Annotated in this window: 16 protein-coding genes; 5 read left to right on the top strand and 11 right to left on the bottom strand. The window is 31.0% G+C overall.

All coding sequences use genetic code 11. The annotated features are described in order from the left end of the window. The 3 genes from ACFSSB_RS01825 to ACFSSB_RS01815 form a co-directional block, all read left to right on the top strand. On the top strand, positions 1-2507 hold a 2507-nt coding region (locus tag ACFSSB_RS01825; RefSeq protein ID WP_379900333.1), incomplete at its 5' end, for a gliding motility-associated C-terminal domain-containing protein. A 14-nt stretch (positions 2508-2521) separates the two neighbouring features. Continuing rightward, entirely contained in the window at positions 2522-3454 is a 933-nt protein-coding gene (locus ACFSSB_RS01820; protein ID WP_379900331.1) for a PorP/SprF family type IX secretion system membrane protein, read from the top strand. A gap of 12 nt (positions 3455-3466) precedes the next feature. Further along, positions 3467-5395, top strand: coding sequence for an OmpA family protein (locus tag ACFSSB_RS01815; protein WP_379900329.1), 1929 nt, complete (start codon positions 3467-3469; stop codon positions 5393-5395). A gap of 364 nt (positions 5396-5759) precedes the next feature. Here the strand turns inward: ACFSSB_RS01815 and ACFSSB_RS01810 are convergent, their stop codons facing one another. Beyond that, the gene (locus tag ACFSSB_RS01810; RefSeq protein WP_379900327.1) at positions 5760-6254 is read right to left on the bottom strand and encodes a CAP domain-containing protein; all 495 of its coding nucleotides are present in this window, start codon (positions 6252-6254) and stop codon (positions 5760-5762) included. A gap of 166 nt (positions 6255-6420) precedes the next feature. Then, on the bottom strand, positions 6421-7068 hold the full coding sequence (gene pdxH, locus ACFSSB_RS01805; protein ID WP_379900325.1) for a pyridoxamine 5'-phosphate oxidase: 648 nt from the start codon (positions 7066-7068) through the stop codon (positions 6421-6423). Between the two features lie 205 nt (positions 7069-7273). On the opposite strand from pdxH, the gene ACFSSB_RS01800 reads away from it, so the two are divergent. Further along, a complete protein-coding gene (locus ACFSSB_RS01800) occupies positions 7274-7708 on the top strand; it encodes a hypothetical protein (RefSeq protein ID WP_379900323.1) in 435 nt (144 codons plus the stop codon). On the opposite strand, the gene ACFSSB_RS01795 is transcribed toward ACFSSB_RS01800, so the two are convergent. The 9 genes from ACFSSB_RS01795 to lon all read right to left on the bottom strand — a co-directional run bounded on the left by ACFSSB_RS01795 (position 7694) and on the right by lon (position 17808). Further along, positions 7694-8599: a ribonuclease Z gene (locus ACFSSB_RS01795; RefSeq protein WP_379900321.1), complete on the bottom strand. Its 906-nt coding sequence runs from the start codon at positions 8597-8599 to the stop codon at positions 7694-7696. The two genes, ACFSSB_RS01800 and ACFSSB_RS01795, sit on opposite strands and share 15 nt — an antisense overlap. A gap of 69 nt (positions 8600-8668) precedes the next feature. Further along, positions 8669-9001: a ribonuclease Z gene (locus ACFSSB_RS01790; RefSeq protein WP_379900319.1), complete on the bottom strand. Its 333-nt coding sequence runs from the start codon at positions 8999-9001 to the stop codon at positions 8669-8671. A gap of 3 nt (positions 9002-9004) precedes the next feature. Continuing rightward, on the bottom strand, positions 9005-9934 hold the full coding sequence (locus ACFSSB_RS01785) for an aspartate carbamoyltransferase catalytic subunit (RefSeq protein ID WP_379900317.1): 930 nt from the start codon (positions 9932-9934) through the stop codon (positions 9005-9007). 60 nt (positions 9935-9994) lie between these two features. Further along, entirely contained in the window at positions 9995-10534 is a 540-nt protein-coding gene (gene pyrR, locus ACFSSB_RS01780) for a bifunctional pyr operon transcriptional regulator/uracil phosphoribosyltransferase PyrR (RefSeq protein ID WP_379900315.1), read from the bottom strand. Between the two features lie 188 nt (positions 10535-10722). After that, positions 10723-12558, bottom strand: a complete 1836-nt coding sequence (rpsA, locus tag ACFSSB_RS01775) for a 30S ribosomal protein S1 (protein WP_379900313.1) — start codon at positions 12556-12558, stop codon at positions 10723-10725. 264 nt (positions 12559-12822) lie between these two features. Continuing rightward, complete coding sequence (gene cmk, locus ACFSSB_RS01770) at positions 12823-13518, bottom strand: (d)CMP kinase (protein ID WP_379900311.1); 696 nt, start codon at positions 13516-13518, stop codon at positions 12823-12825. A gap of 30 nt (positions 13519-13548) precedes the next feature. Beyond that, the gene (gene porQ / locus ACFSSB_RS01765; RefSeq protein WP_379900309.1) at positions 13549-14568 is read right to left on the bottom strand and encodes a type IX secretion system protein PorQ; all 1020 of its coding nucleotides are present in this window, start codon (positions 14566-14568) and stop codon (positions 13549-13551) included. A 54-nt stretch (positions 14569-14622) separates the two neighbouring features. Then, positions 14623-15351: a LysM peptidoglycan-binding domain-containing protein gene (locus ACFSSB_RS01760; protein WP_379900307.1), complete on the bottom strand. Its 729-nt coding sequence runs from the start codon at positions 15349-15351 to the stop codon at positions 14623-14625. Positions 15352-15354: 3 nt separating this feature from the next. After that, positions 15355-17808 (bottom strand): endopeptidase La, encoded by a 2454-nt coding sequence (lon, locus tag ACFSSB_RS01755; protein WP_379900305.1) that lies wholly within the window; start codon positions 17806-17808, stop codon positions 15355-15357. Between the two features lie 246 nt (positions 17809-18054). On the opposite strand from lon, the gene ACFSSB_RS01750 reads away from it, so the two are divergent. Beyond that, positions 18055-18612: an RNA polymerase sigma factor gene (locus tag ACFSSB_RS01750; protein ID WP_379900303.1), complete on the top strand. Its 558-nt coding sequence runs from the start codon at positions 18055-18057 to the stop codon at positions 18610-18612. The last annotated feature ends 19 nt before the right edge of the window (positions 18613-18631 follow it).

The raw sequence follows: 18631 nt of genomic DNA, 5'->3' as shown, positions 1-18631 counted from the left end.
GCTGTGATACAGACGCAGTATTTGATGTAACTTCAGATTATGCATTTACAAACCTTGCTTCCACTTGTGGCGCTGGTGGTACATTAACAGTTACGTATACCGTTTCAGATGATTGTGATAACGAAACCGTTCTTACTGCAACTCTTACTCTAGAAGATTCTATTGGTCCTGACCTTACGGCTTGTACTGTTGTAGATGAAACCATAGAATGTAATGGTACAGATAATGAAACGATTGCTAACGATTGGAATGCGGCAAATATACTTGCACTACAATCTTGTGGTACCGATGCTTGTGATACAGATGCTGTATTTGATGTAACTTCAGATTATGCATTTACAAACCTTGCTTCAACTTGTGGCGCTGGTGGTACATTAACAGTTACGTATACCGTTTCAGACGATTGTGATAACGAAACCGTTCTTACTGCAACTCTTACTCTAGAAGATTCTATTGGTCCTGACTTAACGGTTTGTACTGAGGTAATTGATGAAACTATAGAATGTAATGGTACAGATAACGAAGCTATTGCTGATGCTTGGAATGCTAACAATATTGCAAACCTAGAAACTTGTCCTGGTGATGATTGTGATGCGGATGCTACTTACACGGTAACTTCAGATTATGCTTTTGCTAACCTTGCTTCTACTTGTGGTCTTGGTGGTACAATTACGGTTAACTATACCGTTGCTGATGATTGTGGTAACGCATCTACGATTACAGTTACTCTTACTTTAGAAGATACTACACCTCCAGATTTAACCATCTGTAGCGAAGTAATTGACGAAACTATAGAATGTAATGGCACAGATAACGAAGCTATTGCTGATGCTTGGAATGCGGCTAATATTGCAAACCTAGAAACTTGTCCTGGTGATGATTGTGATGCAGATGCTACTTACACGGTAACTTCAGATTATAGCTTTGATAACTTAGTTTCCACTTGTGGTCTTGGTGGTACAATTACGGTTAACTATACCGTTGCTGATGATTGTGGTAACGCATCTACGATTACAGTTACTCTTGCTTTAGAAGATACTACACCTCCAGATTTAACCATCTGTAGCGAAGTAATTGACGAAACTATAGAATGTAATGGTACAGATAACGAAGCTATTGCAGACACTTGGAATGCGGCTAATATTGCAAACCTAGAAATTTGTCCTGGTGATGATTGTGATGCGGATGTTACTTACACGGTAACTTCAGATTATAGCTTTGATAACTTAGTTTCCACTTGTGGTCTAGCTGGTACAATTACAGTAAACTATATTATTAGTGATGATTGTGGTAATGAAGCTACTATTGCTACAACACTAACCATAGAAGATACAATTGCTCCTGAATTAACAGCTTGTGATGTGTTAGATGAAATTATTGAATGTAATGGTGAAAATAATGAAACCTTAGCAAATGAATGGAATACTAATAACATTATAGCGCTTGAAGATTGCGTTGTAGATAGTTGTGACAATGATTTTACTGGTCAAATAACTTCAGACTTTGACTTTGCTAATTTAGTAGCTACTTGTGGTCTAGCAGGAACAATAGATGTAGTATATACCATTACTGATGATTGTGGTAATAGCACTACTATAAATGCTACACTTACTCTTGAAGATACTACTCCTCCCGATTTAACAAATTGTGATGTAACAGATCAAACATTAAGTTGTGATGGAGAAAACAATGAAGCTATAGCAGACCAATGGAATGCAGAAAATATTGCAGCATTAGAAGCATGTGCAGCAGATGGCTGTGATACCGACTTTACTGGTCAAGTAACTTCAGATTATGACTTTAATAATTTATCCTCTGCTCCTGGTTTAGGTGGTATGCTAGATGTAGAATATATAATTACAGATGATTGTGGTAATGAAACATCCGTTTATGCCATGTTAACTTTACAAAACAATTCTGTAACTGCAACTAATACTACATTATGTAATACAGATGAATTTGAAGCTCAAATTTTCGATCTATTTGATTTACTAAGTGGATATTATGATGATAGTGGTACTTGGGAAGTAATTTCTGGTAATGCACAAATTATAGATGGACATTATTTTGATCCTTTAAGCATAACACTAGAAGGAGAAAATGTAGGTGAATTTATTGAATTTAGTTATACAGAAAACGATTCTGCTTGTCCTACTTATGTAGAAGCTACTATAGAAGTTCACAACAGATGTTTTGTATTAAACTGTGGTGAAGATGATGTAGAAATATCTAACGCTGTAACACCTAATGGAGATCAATATAATGAGTTCTTTGAAGTAAGTGGTGTAGAACTTTGCGGATACGTTATTGACGTAAAAATATTTAACAGATGGGGAGCATTAATTTATGAATCTCATGATTATCAAAATAATTGGGCAGGAACAGCGCATAAAAATGCTGTTGGTGGCTCTAACACAGTTCCTGATGGTACTTATTATTACATAGTAACATTAAAAAATAGTGGAATTGATCCTATAAACGGATATATTTACGTTGGAACCAAATAATAAAATATTAACCTATGAAACTTATAAAAAAATATATTGTTGCATTTGCGTTATTAAGCTGTACAGTTGGGTTTACCCAACAATTACCACAGTTTACACAATACATGTATAACACAATATCAATCAACCCTGCATATGCAGGAAGTAGAGAAACACTAAGTGTTGTTGGTCTTCATAGAAGCCAATGGGTTGGCTTTAAAGGAGGTCCTATTACACAAACGCTTTCTGCACATACACCACTAACAAATGATAAAATAGGTGTTGGTTTATCTTTAATTAATGATAAATTAGGTTATCAAGATTTCTCTTATATTTATGGCGATTTTTCGTACACTATAAATACAGGAGAAAAAACAAAATTAGCATTTGGTTTAAAAGCAGGATTTACCCAATACAGTCTTAGCTCTACTTTAAGAGGTAATGAACCAGAAGATCCTGCAATTTATGGTGTTGACGATAGATGGAGCCCTAACATAGGAGTTGGTTTCTTTTGGCACACACAAAAATGGTATATAGGTTTATCGGCTCCTAGAATATTAAACACAGACTATAACAAAGAAGGAAATTCTAGTGGTATACAATATGAAGCTTTAGAGCGTATTAGTTATTATTTCACTGGTGGTTATGTATTTAATTTAAGTGATAATACTAAATTTAAACCAGCAGCTTTAATAAAAGCAACCAACGGAGCGCCTTTATCATATGACCTAACAGCAAACTTTTTATTTCATGAAAAACTTTGGTTAGGTGCTTCATACCGAATTAATAACTATACTTCTGCCCTAGGTGCATTAGCAGATTTTCAATTATCTAAAGAAATAAGAATTGGTTATACCTATGAGTATCCTATTTCTGATATTAATGCATATACAGGTGGTACACACGAAATATTATTAATGTTCGAAGTATTTAAAGTTAAACGTATAAAATCACCTAGATATTTCTAAAAAAATAATCAGATGAAAACAAAATTTATATTAATACTATTAGTGCTTAGCAATACTATGCTATTCTCTCAAGTAAAAGTTGCAGATAACTTTTTTAGAGACTATGCATATATTAAAGCAAGTGAGCTTTATGAAGCTGCAGTAAAAAAAGGAGATAGTAGCGAGCATGTATTAACCAGATTAGGAGATTGTTATTACAATAATTCTAATTCTGAAAAAGCTGCACTATGGTACGGAAAAGCAGTTAACAAATACAATAAAATTAGTCCAGAATACATCTATAAATACATTCAATCTTTAAGAAGTATGGGAGATTATGAAGGTGCTAATGATTGGATTTCAAAATTTAAAGAATTACAAGCAAGTGACAAAAGAGCTAATGATTTTGAAATTATGGATCTTACTAAATACCAAGAACTCTCTTCTACTGAAGGAAAATATGTTACGTTTAATCCATTAGAAATTAATACAGAATACTCTGAATTTGGAGGTTTTATTCACGAGGATACATTTTACTATGCTTCTACCAAAGTTACCGGAGAGGGTAATAATGCAAAAATTTATAAATGGAATGAAGAACCTTATTTAGATATTTTTAAAGGTACTATTACTTATGATGCAGAAAATGCAACTATTGAAGATATTAAAGCGCTTTCTGATGATGTAAATACAGAATTTCATGAAGCTTCTATTGCTATTACAAACGATGGAAAAACCATGTATTTTACAAGAGACAACATCAACAAACGTAAAAAGATTTCTTATGATGATGAAGGTACCTCTTATTTAAAAATATATAAAGCTTCAAAAATTGGAGAAAAATGGAGTAATGTTGTAGAGCTTCCTTTTAATGATAAAATCCATTCAACAGGTCATCCTGCATTAAGTCCAGATAACAAAACACTTTATTTTGTATCAGATCGTGAAGGTGGTTTAGGTAGTACAGATATTTATAGTGTTGAAATAAAAGAATCAGGAACCTATGGAGAACCTATAAACTTAGGAAGTAAAATTAATACTCCTGGAAGAGATATGTTTCCTTATGTTGCCAAAGACAGTACTTTTTACTTTTCTTCAGATGGACATATTAGTTTAGGCTTATTAGATGTTTTTAAATCTAATATGCTTCAAGTAAAAGATAAAGACTCTATAACAGAACCTCAAAATTTAGGGGCTCCTTTTAATAGTAGATTTGACGATTTTGCTTTCTTTATTAATTCTGACGAACAAACCGGTTTTATCTCTTCTAACAGAGAAGAAGGAAGTGGTAGTGATGATATTTACCAATTTGGTACTTACTTATGTAAACAAGTAATTAAAGGAATTGTAAAAGACAAATCAAATATGCTACCAATTCCTGAAGCTAAAGTAAAATTATTAGACGAAACTGGTAAAGAACTTGAAGAAGTAATAGCAGATGAAAATGGTGCATTTGAATTTGAAGTAGAATGCGAAAAAAAATATACCATTATAGGTCAAAAATTAGATTATAGAGATGATATACAAGATGTAGAAACTACCAATGTTCCTGATGAAGAACAAATACAAGATTTACTGTTAACCCCTTTTATTGTAAATAATGAAATTGTAATCAACCCTATTTTCTTTGATTATGATAAATCTAATATAAGACCTGATGCTGCTTATGAATTAGAAAACATTGTAACAGTAATGAAAAATCATCCAAAAATGCATATTAAGATTGAATCTCATACAGATAGTCGTGGTCGTGATGCCTACAATGAAAAATTATCTGATAGACGTGCTAAGTCTACAAGAGATTATATTATTTCTAGAGGAATTACTTCTAATAGAATTGATAGTGCTATTGGATATGGTGAATATCAATTAATTAATGAATGCGGAAATGGTGTAAAATGCTCTGAAGCTAAACACCAAGAAAATCGTAGATCTAAATTTATTATTACAAACGAATATTAATAAGGTATAAGATGTTACTTAATTAGTTTATTAAAATTCCCTAACAACATCCTATACTAAAAAAAAGCCACTCTATATAGAGTGGCTTTTTACTTGCTATAACTATTGCTTTCTGTAAAATAAAACAACACCTAACAATACCTATTAAAGCATTTTAACGAAGCTCTAATTAAAAACAAGGACTTCTATTTACATTATTAATTATAATACGTTATAGTGTAGTTCCTTAATTAGAAAAGCAAATTACATTACTAGAATACCCATTAAAAATAAAAAGCCAGATAAATTACTTTATCTGGCTTAATTAATTATTATTAAAAACCCATACCTCTATTTAAGGTCTATTTATTTAATTGTATTGAATTTATTTTTTTACAAAAATATTCGTGTAATACCATTGTCCGCGACTATCTAGTTCTGCAGAAATATCAAAATGAGTATAATCTCCTTCAATGGCTCCTCTATGGCTATCACTGTTTAACCATGCATTAACCACAGAAGCTGCACTACTATAACCAAATGCAACATTTTCTGAAACTCTATTCGCTCCAGCATACTGTCTTAAAAAAGCACTTCTTTGCGAAAAATTATCATGTGATATATTACTAGCTTCAACCATATAATCGGTATGCACATACGCTTGAGATTTGATTAGATCTAATTCTTCAAGAGCATTTAAACCCATATCTAACCTATATTCATTAATAAGTTCAAGAATTTCTATTTCTATAGTTTTTGTTTCTGGTACAGTATATTCACTGCTTACATTTTCTACCTCAAAATCTGAGTTATCTGTTGAACAAGAAAAGGTGGTAAATAAGACGGTTAAGGCTAAAAGCCATAAAGTAGGTTTTTTCATGGTAATGGTTATTATGATTTGGGGTTGTAAATATAATAACCATCAAGAGATAAAATGTTAACGAAATGTTAAATTCGATAAAATACATGCATTTCGTCGGGTTTTATGACGCATTATCGACGAAATACATTCTTTTTCAACTAATTAATGCTTTTCAACGGATTTTTTAAGGAGATAATCGGTTTTTCACCCAGAAGTATTCTTTATCTAAAGTATAACGTATTCTATCATGCAATCTATTTGCTCTACCTTGCCAAAATTCTATTTCAACAGGCTTAACTAAAAACCCTCCCCAAAATTCTGGTCGCTGTATTTCTTTACCTTCAAAATCTAATTCTAAATTCTTTAGTTTAGATTCTAAATAGGCTCTACTTTCAATAACTTCACTTTGGTTAGATGCTAAAGCTCCTAATTGACTACCTCTTGGTCTAGATTCAAAATAGCCATCACTTAAATTGCTTGCAATTTTTTCAGCTTTTCCTTTAATTATTATTTGCCTTTCTGCTCCATGCCAAAAAAATGACAAACATACCTTTGGGTTATGTGCTATTGCTTTTCCTTTTTCACTATTATAATTAGTGTAAAAGATAAAACCTTCATAGGTGTACTTTTTAAGTAGTACTACTCTACTCTTTGGGTAGGTATCTAAACCAATAGTAGAAACAGTCATTGCATTGGTTTCATCTTCTGGAAAATGCATATCTACTTCATAAAACCATTTTTGAAATAGTTCCATTGGGTTTTCTGGAGTATCCTCTATTAAAAGGGCACCTTTTTCGTAAGATCTTCTATAATTTCCTAAGTCTTTTTCCATATGGCAATTTACAAGTTTTTTAAATAAGTTAAAATCTCTTTTATCAACTTTATGTTAATCCTTCTTATAAATAATTAAACCACAAGACTTCTCTGTAAAAAGTATTAAAAAAGTAAATATTTACTATAAAATCTACATTTAAAATGAATGAATTTTACTTTTTTATAAGAATTTATATTACTTTGTGCATCCCTAAAAATTATTAATGAAATTTGAAGATTCTACTATAAGTAAAAAATTTACTTATACTAAAAAAACGCTTGCTTTTGGTGAGTTTTACTTCATGGATACTTTTATAATAGCAGAAATGAAACAAGGCATTCATTTAAGTTGGAATAAAATAGTTGAAATGATTAATCTTATACATTTACATTATGGTGTAAATTGTAAAATTGCATATATATCTAACAAAATAAACTCTTATTCATTTGATCCGAATCATTGGGTTTATTTTTTTAAACACTATGATTTCTTGGTTGCTAGTGTATCTATTTGTTATTCTGAAATGAACTATATTAATGCCACATTAGAAAAAAAATTTTCATCAAAAAGTGTTAAACGTTCAAACTCTCTTGAAGAAGCTATTTCTTGGGTATTAAATTTAGATGAGTTTAAAACTAATTCGCTAAAACTCAAATAATTTTCCGTCTTTAGCAAGTTCTACCTTATCAAAAATGGTTTTTGCTTCTTTTTTAAAATCATTTAAACTTTCATATCTTGTAGAGTAATGACCAAGTATTAAAGTACCAACATTAGCTTTAAGTGCAATAGTTGCTGCTTGTTTTGCTGTGCTATGTTTTGTGGTAATGGTAAGATTTTTATTTTTTTCTAAAAAGGTAGATTCATGATAAAGTACATTTACCTCTTTAATTATAGGTATTATACTTTCTGAATATGCAGTATCACTACAATAAGCATAACTTTTTGGTGGATTTGCTGGTAAGGTTACTTTTGTATGATCTATTAATACATCATCTTCATTAACAACATCATGACCTTGTTTTAGCTTTCTGTAATATGCTACATTAATGTTTGCCTCCTCTACTTTGCTTAAATCTAGTTTACGTTCTCCTTCTTTTTCTTTAAATAAAAAACCGTTAGTATATATTCTGTGATCTAGTGGTATGGTATGCACTTCTACTGTATCATCTTCAAAAATAATTTCAGAAGTTTTTGCATTTAATTCATGAAAAAACAGTTTATAATTAGTCCATGAACCTGTTAATTTCATTTGAAGCGTAATTATTTCTTTAAGGCCTTTTGGTGCGTAAATGTGCAAATCTGTTTCACGAGTAAGTAATGTAAGTGTAGAAATAAAACCTACTAAACCAAAAAAGTGATCGCCATGTAAGTGCGAGATAAATATATGTTTAATTCTATTAAACTTCACCTTATGTTTACGCAATTGTACTTGTGTACCTTCTCCACAATCAATTAAAAACAAATGATTGTTAATTTCTAGTACTTGTGCTGTTGGGTTGGTGTTAACTCTAGGAGTTGCACTATAACAGCCTAAAATGCGTAATTTCATTAATGAATATTAATTTGTTATTTTTTTAAAAGCAGATACTAACAAATGTAAATAAGCTTCCATAGACCTTTAAAAACCTAAATCGCGTTCCATTTCTTCCATTTCAATAATATCATAGGCTTCCTTTATGGTTGGCACTACTACTATTTCATCTGGAGTTTCATTTAAGTTTATTTTATCTGTAACAATAACAAAAGATTTTTTTGCTTTTCTATGTGTGTTAGATATTTGCAAAAATTCAATAATATCTTCTAATGTAACAGGTTTTAAACTTGTTAAATTAACAATTACGTTATCGTTTTTAAATTTTTCATATAACACACCTAGTTTTTTAACTAGCTCAACAATGGAAGCTTTTTCTTGTGTGATAATGGTAATATTTTCGTCTTTATCAAAAATCATAATTTACTGTTTTATTTTTGAAGCTAATAAATAAATCACTGCCATCCTAATTGCTACACCATTTTGCACTTGATCTAAAATGATAGCTTGTTTAGAATCTGCTACATCACTAGTAATCTCTACACCTCTATTTATTGGTCCAGGATGCATTATAGTAATTTCTTTATCTAAAGAATTTAATAAGGTTTTATCTACTCCAAATTGTTGTGTATATTCTCTAGTTGAAGGAAAATAACTTACATCCATTCTTTCGTTTTGTACACGTAACATATTGGCAACATCACACCAATTTAAAGCTTTGCGTAAGTTAGTTTCTACTTTTACACCTAGTTTATCTATATATTTAGGGATTAATGTTTTTGGTCCGCAAACCATTACATTAGCACCTTGTAATTGCAATGCAAAAATATTAGATAGTGCTACACGACTGTGTAAAATATCACCAACAATAACCACATTTTTTCCTTTTACTTCACCAAACCTTTCTCTTATAGAATACGAGTCTAATAAAGCTTGTGTTGGGTGTTCATGTGCACCATCACCTGCATTTATAATACTTGCATTTACGTGTTTAGATAAAAACACGCCAGCTCCAGGATTAGGATGACGCATAACAACCATATCTACTTTCATAGAAAGAATGTTATTTACAGTATCTATTAAGGTTTCTCCTTTTTTAACCGATGATTGCGCTGCTGAAAAGTTTATTACATCTGCAGAAAGTCTTTTTTCTGCTAGCTCAAAAGATAATTTTGTACGTGTAGAATTTTCAAAAAATAAATTGGCAATAGTAATATCACGTAATGAAGGTACTTTTTTAATTGGCCTATTGATCACTTCTTTAAAATGATCTGCAGTTTCAAAAATGAGTTGTATATCTTGTTTGTTAAGATATTTAATTCCTAATAAGTGATTTACACTTAATTCGCTCATATTTTTAGTATTCAGGTTGCAGTTTTAATGCTGCAGTTTATTAATCTTTACTTTTAAATTCTAACTATTAATTAGGTATACAGCATCTTCGCCTTCATTTTCTACCCAATTAACTTTTACTTTTTCTTTATTAATAGCATCTACTTGCCTACCTCTATAATCTGGTTGAATGGGTAAGTGTCTACTAAATCTTCTATCTATTAAAGTTAAAAGCTCTATTTCATTTGGTCTACCAAAAGACTGAATTGCAGTTAATGCAGCACGAATACTTCGTCCTGTATATAAAACATCATCAATAAAAACTACTTTTTTACCTTCTACTACACAATTAATTTCTGTAGCATTTGCTTCTAAAGGTTTGTCACTTCTTCTAAAATCATCACGATAGAAAGTAATATCTAACTGCCCAGACTGTAGGTTTTTAATTTTATAATCTTCTTTTAATAATGTAATTAACCTATTTGCTAAAAATTTACCTCTAGGTTGTATACCAATTAAAACAGTATTAGTAAAATCTTTATGATTTTCAATAAGTTGACAAGCCAATCGATGAAGAATGATGTTTACCTCTTTTGCGTTAAGTAACACTTTTTGACTCATAGAATATACAAACGTATTTTAAAAGCAAAGTTAAGGTAAAATTTAATAGTTTACAATGTGTTTGTAAAGTGTTCTGTAAAGAAATATATAAAATATAGAAAGTGAAGTAAACTATAAAGCGTAATTATAAGCAATAAAAAAGCCTCTTATTTCTAAGAGGCTTTCAATTTATAAATATTCAGATAGAATTATTTCTTTCCGTCCATTTTGTCTTTAAGCGCTTGTAAAGCTTCGTTAGCATCACCTAAAGTTGGTTTAGCTTCTGCAGCTTGACTTTCTGCTTTTTTAACAGCTTCTTTTACATTTTTGATTTCTTCTTCTCTAAAGATAGCAGTATGTGAAGCAACTACTCTTTTAAATTCTTTATTAAATTCGATAATCTTAAATTCTGCTGTATCTCCTTTTTTAAGTTTCTTACCATCTTCTTTTTCAAGGTGACGAGAAGGAACAAAGGCAACGATATCTTCGTTAAACTCAATAGTTGCTCCTTTATCTACAACTTCAGCAATTTCTGCAGTATGTGTAGTACCTAAAGCAAATTCAGTTTCGTATTTATCCCAAGGGTTATCTGTAGTTTGTTTATGACCTAAAGATAATTTACGTCCTTCAACATCAAGTTCAAGAACAACAACATCTAAAGTATCACCAACTGCACAGAATTCTGATGGGTGTTTAATTTTCTTAGTCCAAGATAAATCAGAGATGTAAATTAATCCGTCGATACCTTCTTCTAATTCAACAAAAACACCAAAGTTAGTAAAGTTACGAACTGTACCAGAATGTTTAGAACCTACTGGGTATTTAGTTGTAATATCTGTCCATGGATCTGCAGATAATTGCTTGATACCAAGAGACATTTTTCTATCTTCTCTATCTAAAGTTAAGATTTGCGCTTCAACAACGTCTCCTACAGAAACGAAATCTTGAGCAGAACGTAAATGTGTAGACCAAGACATTTCACTTACGTGAACTAATCCTTCAACACCTTCAGCAACTTCAACAAAAGCACCATAGTCAGCAATAACTACAACTTTACCTTTTACTTTATCACCTACTTTTACATCTTCTCCTAAAGCATCCCAAGGATGTTTAGATAATTGTTTAAGACCTAATTGGATTCTTGATTTGTTTTCATCAAAATCAAGGATTACCACGTTTAATTTTTGGTCTAACTCAACAATCTCATTTGGATGGTTGATTCTTGACCAAGAAAGGTCTGTAATATGAACTAAACCGTCAACACCACCAAGATCAATAAATACACCGTAAGAAGTAATGTTTTTAACAACACCTTCTAGTACTTGACCTTTTTCTAATTGACCAATAATTTCTTTCTTTTGTACTTCAATATCAGCTTCAATTAAAGCTTTATGAGATACTACTACGTTTTTGAATTCGTGGTTGATTTTCACAACTTTAAATTCCATAGTTTTATTTACATACTGATCGTAATCTCTAATTGGTTTCACATCAATTTGAGAACCTGGTAAGAATGCTTCAATACCAAATACATCTACAATCATACCACCTTTAGTTCTGCATTTTACAAAACCATTAACGATTTCACCAGTATCATGTGCATTGTTAACTCTATCCCAAGCTTTAATTACACGTGCTTTTCTGTGAGATAATACTAATTGTCCTGTTGCGTCTTCACGAACATCAATTAATACTTCTACTTTATCACCAACTGCTAAGTTAGGATTGTAACGAAATTCGTTTAATGAAATTACACCTTCAGATTTTGCGTTGATGTCAATAATTGCATCACGATCTGAAATGTGAATTACTTCACCTTCTACTACTTCGTCATCTAAAGTATCAACGAAATTTTCTGATACTAATTTTTCAAATTCTTTTAATTGAGAATCTTCAACCTCATCAATACCTTCTTGGTAATTGTGCCAATTGAAATCTGCTAAGAATTTTTCTGGGTTTGCTTGTGCTTCAGAAACTTGAGGAGTTTCTTTTACTTCTTTTGCTTCTGTTGCTTCAACTTCAGCTTGTTTTGCTTTTTCAGCCATTTAAATAATTTAATAATGTAACGGTTTTCTTTTTTGAAAACGCTTTTACACTACGTTTTGTATTCTGTTGTGTTTCAGGAAGATATTAATGCGACAACACACAGAAGTGTTAAAATTGTTTTTATTTAATTCCTTTTATCTTTCCTCTATTCGCCAAAAGGAGTGCAAAAATACAATTATATTTTTGAATGTCAAATGTTTATTGCTAGAAATTTAATAGAATCCTTATAGTTAAAAAGGAACAGCATGTAATGCTTTTTTGAATTACTTATTTGCTTGTAATGTATTAGTAACTAAAGCTAATACTTTTTGAAATTGCTCTTCTAAGGAAAGATTAGAGTTATCAATTTCTATTGCATCTTCTGCTTTTACTAAAGGCGAGTCTTTTCTGTTAGAGTCTATATAATCACGTTCTTGCACATTGTGCAAAACATCTTTATATAAAACCTCATCTCCTCTATTAACAAGCTCATCAAACCTACGTTGTGCTCTTGTTTCGGCAGAAGCAGTCATAAATATTTTTAATTCTGCATTAGGAAAAACAACAGTACCAATATCACGACCATCCATAACAACACCTTTATCTTTTCCCATTTGCTGTTGTTGTTTCACCAATTGAGAACGAACTTCTGGAATGGTTGCTATTTGACTAACAAAACTAGAAACCTCTAAGGTTCTTATTTGTTTTTCAACATTTACACCATTTAAATACACTTCTGCAAAACCTAATTCTGGATTAAAAGTAAAGCTAATAGTTACTTCTGCTAGTTTGGCTACTAAAGTTTCTCTATCAAAATGTTTAGCATCAATAAAATTATGTTGCATTGCAAAAAGAGTTACAGCTCTATACATAGCACCAGAATCTACATAAATATATCCTAAATGCTTTGCTAATTGCTTAGCTACTGTACTTTTTCCTGTAGATGAAAATCCGTCTATGGCAATGGTAATGTTATTCATATAATTAATTAAAGGTGCTACAAATACTTTTTATTGTAAGTCTATTTGTAAGCCAAAAAAGTTTGCGTTAGATGCGCTTGTGTATTTAGCATGTGTATAGCTAAAACGCAGTTTATTTAATTTTATAGAAATACCTGCAGATAAACCAGAGAAATTACGTTGTTCTACAATACGTAGTTCTTCTGCTCTTCTAAAATTATATCCAATTCTAAATTGAAATCCTCCTTCTGGAAATAGCTCTAAACCTAAAATAGTATGTCTTAATGCTTCATTAAAAAAACTCACTTCTTCTTGGGTTTGGTTTCCTTCTAGATCTGTAGTTGCTCTTGCAGGATTGGAAGCACCTATTGGCCATTTTTGTAAATTCTCAAAAGTTAAATGCCAACGTATTGGTACGTTTTCTAGGGTTTGCGACATACCAAAATCTACCTCAAAAGGCAAAGGTTCGTGCAATCCAGCATAGGTTGTAATTTGTGTTCCTGCGTTTCTAAGTACTAAAGTAGCTTGAAACTCTATATCTTCATTAATATAAATTAATCCTGCATCTACAGCAATACCAATAGAGCTATATTGTTCTAATTTTGAAGTAATGATTTTTAGATTTCCACCTAAGTAAAAATCAGAATAACCAATTTGTCTAGCATGCCCAAAAGATACTGCAGCTTCATTACCAGTAAAAGATCCTGTAGAAACCCCTTGCTCATCATAACCATCAAAGCTTCCGTAATTAATATAAGAAACACCTACGTGATAGGTTAAACTTCTTCTATCTACTGTGTAAGCATAGGCTGCTGTACCATAACTTATACCTCCTAAATAACTAGAATAATTAACAGCAAGTTGATTATCCATATCTAAGTTAATAGTAGCTGGATTAAAAATAGCTTGTGTTACATCATAATCTACATTAGTAAGCACTTTACCACCTAAAGCAGCTTGTCTTGGTGAAGATACTAAGTTTAAAAACTGGTAGGTTGTTTCTCCTCCTAATTGTGCATTAGAAGTAACAACGTATAGCAGACAAATACATGTTAAATATTTCTTAATCATAAAGGTGCAAATTAACTAAATCTATCTTAAAACGCATAGATAAGAAATATATTTTTATTTTAGTTTTAACTTTTGCCCAATACTTATATTATTTGTCTCTAAATTGTTAATTTCTTTTAAAGTTTTTAAAGCAATACCATGTTTTTTAGCTATGCTATACAAGTTATCTCCTTTTTTAACTATATAAAAAGATTGTGCATTTTGTGATGCAGCTTCTTCTTTACCTAAGGTAGTTTTGTTTTCAATAACATCTGCTGTTGGTGTTACCTCTTCACTCACTTCATTAGTATTAGCAGTGTTTGGAGATATTGTTGTAGTACTTCTTGGTGTTGTAAGCTCTAATCCTGCTGGTGTTTGACCTGGATTTAATTTAGCTATAACTTTTGCTTCTCCTTGATCTAACACAGGACTACTAGACTTTACAACCCTTTTTTTTATAATCTTTATCTCCTGACCAATACTCAATTTGTTTGAAGACAACTTATTTTGCTCTAAGATTTCTTCATTACTTATATTATATTGTTTAGCTATTTTAGAAATGGTTTCTTTTTTAGCAACAATGTGTATTTGAATATCTGTATAAATAACACCATTATTTGTAGTCTCTAATTTTGTAGCATCGGTTGTATCATGTTCTAAAAAAACATATTCTCCTGTTTTAGTGGAAAGAAAAGCATCTTTACCTTCTAAATGAATAGGAAGAAATTCTTCTGCAATTTCTGTTTCTTGCGAAATAGAAACTACCGAAAGAAAACATGCCAATACAAAAATTAGAGACTTCATAATTTATAGTTTTTTATAATTCTTGACTTTAGAATTAGTTATAGCAATATCAATAACATCTTTCATTTCTGAAACATAATGAAAAGTTAATCCTTTTAAGTATTCCGGCTTAATTTCCTCAATATCACGTCTATTATCTTCACAAAGTAATATTTCTTTTATTCTTGCACGCTTTGCAGCAAGAATTTTTTCTTTAATTCCGCCAACAGGTAAAACTTTTCCTCTTAACGTAATTTCTCCTGTCATTGCCAGGCTCTTTTTTACTTTGCGTTGTGTATATAAAGATACTAAAGAAGTTAACATAGTAACTCCTGCACTTGGTCCATCTTTAGGAGTTGCACCTTCAGGAACGTGAATATGCACATTGTATTTACCAAAAACATCTGGATCTACACCTAATTCTTCAGCATTTGCTTTAATATATTCCATAGCAATAGTTGCAGACTCTTTCATGACTTTACCAAGGTTACCAGTAATGGTCATAGCGCCTTTACCTTTAGAAAGTATAGACTCTATAAACAATATATCACCTCCTACTCTTGTCCAAGCCAATCCTGTAACAACTCCTGCTACATTATTGTTTTCGTATTTATCACGTTCTAGTTTAGGTCCTCCAAGAACTTCAATAATATCTTCATTAGATACTTTTATGTTGTACTCTTCTTCCATTGCTATACTTTTAGCAGCATAACGTACCATTTTAGCAATTTGTTTTTCTAAACCACGAACACCAGACTCTCTAGTATAACCTTCTACAATTTTTTCTAACTGTGGTTTTCCTATTTTAAGATGTACATCTGTTAAACCATGTTCTTTTAACTGTTTTGGTAGCAAATGGCGTTTTGCTATTTCTACTTTTTCTTCAATAGTATATCCTGTTACGTTAATAATTTCCATTCTGTCCAGTAAAGCTGGTTGAATGGTAGATAAACTATTAGAAGTTGCAATAAACATTACTTTAGAAAGGTCAAATCCCATTTCTAAAAAGTTATCATGAAAATCACTGTTTTGTTCTGGATCTAACACTTCTAACAACGCAGAAGAAGGATCTCCTTGATGCGAGTTAGAAAGCTTATCTATTTCATCTAGAACAAAAACTGGATTTGCTGTTTTTGCTTTCTTCAAGTTTTGTAAAATTCTTCCTGGCATAGCACCAATATAGGTTTTACGATGTCCGCGAATTTCTGCTTCGTCACGTAAACCACCAAGAGACATACGTACATACTCTCTACCTAGAGCTTCTGCTATAGATTTACCTAAAGAAGTTTTACCAACACCAGGAGGTCCGTAAAGACAGATAATTGGTGATTTCATATCATTACGCAATTTAATAACTGCTAGGTGCTCTATAATACGTTTTTTAACATCATCTAAACCATAGTGGTCTCTATCTAATATTTTTTTAGCACGTTTTAAATCAAACTTATCTTTAGAAAACTCATTCCAAGGTAAATCTAAAAACAGTTCTAAGTAATTACGTTGTATAGAGTACTCTGCAACTTGCGGATTCATACGTTGCATTTTAGATAACTCTTTCTTAAAATGCTCTGCTACTTTATCTTCCCATTTTTTAGTTTTAGCACGTTGACGCATTTCTTCTATTTCTTCACCAGACGAAACTCCTCCACCAAGTTCTTCTTGAATGGTTTTCATTTGTTGGTGTAAAAAATACTCACGTTGCTGTTGGTTCATATCACTTTGAACCTTTAATTGAATATCGTTTTTAAGTTCCATTTTCTGAAACTCTACATTCATATACTTTAATGTTGCTAAAGCACGTTCTTTTAAATCATTGTTTTCTAATAAAAGTTGCTTTTCTTTTACAGAAAGATTCATGTTAGAAGATACAAAATTTATTAAAAACGAATTGCTTTCAATGTTTTTAATAGCAAAAGAAGCCTCACTAGGAATATTAGGACTGTCTTTAATAATTTGAAGCGCTAGGTCTTTAATAGATTCTATAATAGCATCAAACTCTTTATTTTCTTTAGCAGGTCTTGCTTCAGGAACCTCACGAATAGTAGCATTCATGTATGGCTCTTCTGTAATTACTTCTGCAACTTTAAAACGTTTTTTACCTTGTATAATAACGGTTGTATTACCATCAGGCATTTTTAAAACACGTAAAATTCTAGCAACCGTTCCTGTTTCGTGAATATCTCCAGCTTTAGGGTCTTCTACAGCTTCATCCTTTTGTGCAACTACACCAATAACTTTGCTTCCTTTGTTAGCATCGTTAATTAGTTTAATAGATTTATCTCTTCCTGCTGTAATAGGTATAACCACTCCTGGAAACAAAACCGTGTTTCTTAAAGATAGAATTGGTAAGGTTTCTGGTAATTCTTCGTTATTTATTTTTTCTTCATCCTCTGGAGTCATTAACGGAATTAATTCTGAATTCTCATCAAAATCCTGTAATGACAAACTGTCAAGGCTTAATAAATTAGATTTCTTCATATATGTATTTAAGTCATATTGTCATTATTTAAAATAATACCAAAATGATTTTAGTTTAAAGTTATTAATAAAATTTCTTATATAACCATGCATATCAGTAAATTAACAACATTTACTAAGCATGCATCTGCCCTATTTAAGTCAATTAATATGCCAATAAATAGAAATAATTAGAAACTTTTTATTTACAAACTGTAACATTTTATCTTTATGCATATCTATACTATAACAATTTGAATTAATTTTTTGTCACTAACCAACCAAAATATCGAGCAGCTCATAGCGCTATGTAAATCTAATGACCAATTTGCGCAATTAGAAATTTACAACAGGTACTATAAAGCAATGTTTAACGTAGCATACAGAATTGTAAAAGATAGATTTGAAGCAGAAGATATTATGCAAGATTCTTTTCTTAAAGCTTTTACAAAACTAGATACTATAAAAGACAGTATCACTTTTGGTGCGTGGCTAAAACGAATTGTAATTAACAACAGTATTTATCATTTTAATAAAAATAATAAGTACCAAGAAGTTCCTTTAGATGATGTGTTGTACAAAACAGAAGATCATGATGGTGTTTCTAGTGATTATAAGTTTACCAACTTAAAAGCACAACAGGTTTTAGAAACTATGAAATTACTAAAAGATAATTATCGTATTGCGCTAACCTTAAACCTTATTGAAGGATATGATTACGAAGAAATATGTGAAATAATGAACCTATCCTACGCTAATTGTAGAACCACCATTTCAAGAGCTAAAGAAAGTTTACGAAAAAAATTACAACTTGTTGCACATTAACAGCAAGTACTAATAATTA

This window comes from Lacinutrix gracilariae, from assembly GCF_042684485.1.
Taxonomy (GTDB): Bacteria; Bacteroidota; Bacteroidia; order Flavobacteriales; family Flavobacteriaceae; genus Oceanihabitans; species Oceanihabitans gracilariae.
This window is presented reverse-complemented; position numbering and strand designations above follow the sequence as displayed.

Excerpts from the sequence above, each read along its gene's own strand:
- ACFSSB_RS01815 (WP_379900329.1), top strand. The coding sequence starts at position 3,467 with ATGAAAACAAAATTTATATTAATACTATTAGTGCTTAGCAATACTATG.
- ACFSSB_RS01785 (WP_379900317.1), bottom strand. The coding sequence starts at position 9,934 with ATGAGCGAATTAAGTGTAAATCACTTATTAGGAATTAAATATCTTAAC.
- pyrR (WP_379900315.1), bottom strand. The coding sequence starts at position 10,534 with ATGAGTCAAAAAGTGTTACTTAACGCAAAAGAGGTAAACATCATTCTT.
- porQ (WP_379900309.1), bottom strand. The coding sequence starts at position 14,568 with ATGATTAAGAAATATTTAACATGTATTTGTCTGCTATACGTTGTTACT.
- ACFSSB_RS01800 (WP_379900323.1), top strand. The coding sequence starts at position 7,274 with ATGAAATTTGAAGATTCTACTATAAGTAAAAAATTTACTTATACTAAA.
- ACFSSB_RS01795 (WP_379900321.1), bottom strand. The coding sequence starts at position 8,599 with ATGAAATTACGCATTTTAGGCTGTTATAGTGCAACTCCTAGAGTTAAC.
- cmk (WP_379900311.1), bottom strand. The coding sequence starts at position 13,518 with ATGAATAACATTACCATTGCCATAGACGGATTTTCATCTACAGGAAAA.
- rpsA (WP_379900313.1), bottom strand. The coding sequence starts at position 12,558 with ATGGCTGAAAAAGCAAAACAAGCTGAAGTTGAAGCAACAGAAGCAAAA.
- ACFSSB_RS01810 (WP_379900327.1), bottom strand. The coding sequence starts at position 6,254 with ATGAAAAAACCTACTTTATGGCTTTTAGCCTTAACCGTCTTATTTACC.
- ACFSSB_RS01790 (WP_379900319.1), bottom strand. The coding sequence starts at position 9,001 with ATGATTTTTGATAAAGACGAAAATATTACCATTATCACACAAGAAAAA.
- pdxH (WP_379900325.1), bottom strand. The coding sequence starts at position 7,068 with ATGGAAAAAGACTTAGGAAATTATAGAAGATCTTACGAAAAAGGTGCC.
- ACFSSB_RS01820 (WP_379900331.1), top strand. The coding sequence starts at position 2,522 with ATGAAACTTATAAAAAAATATATTGTTGCATTTGCGTTATTAAGCTGT.
- ACFSSB_RS01760 (WP_379900307.1), bottom strand. The coding sequence starts at position 15,351 with ATGAAGTCTCTAATTTTTGTATTGGCATGTTTTCTTTCGGTAGTTTCT.
- lon (WP_379900305.1), bottom strand. The coding sequence starts at position 17,808 with ATGAAGAAATCTAATTTATTAAGCCTTGACAGTTTGTCATTACAGGAT.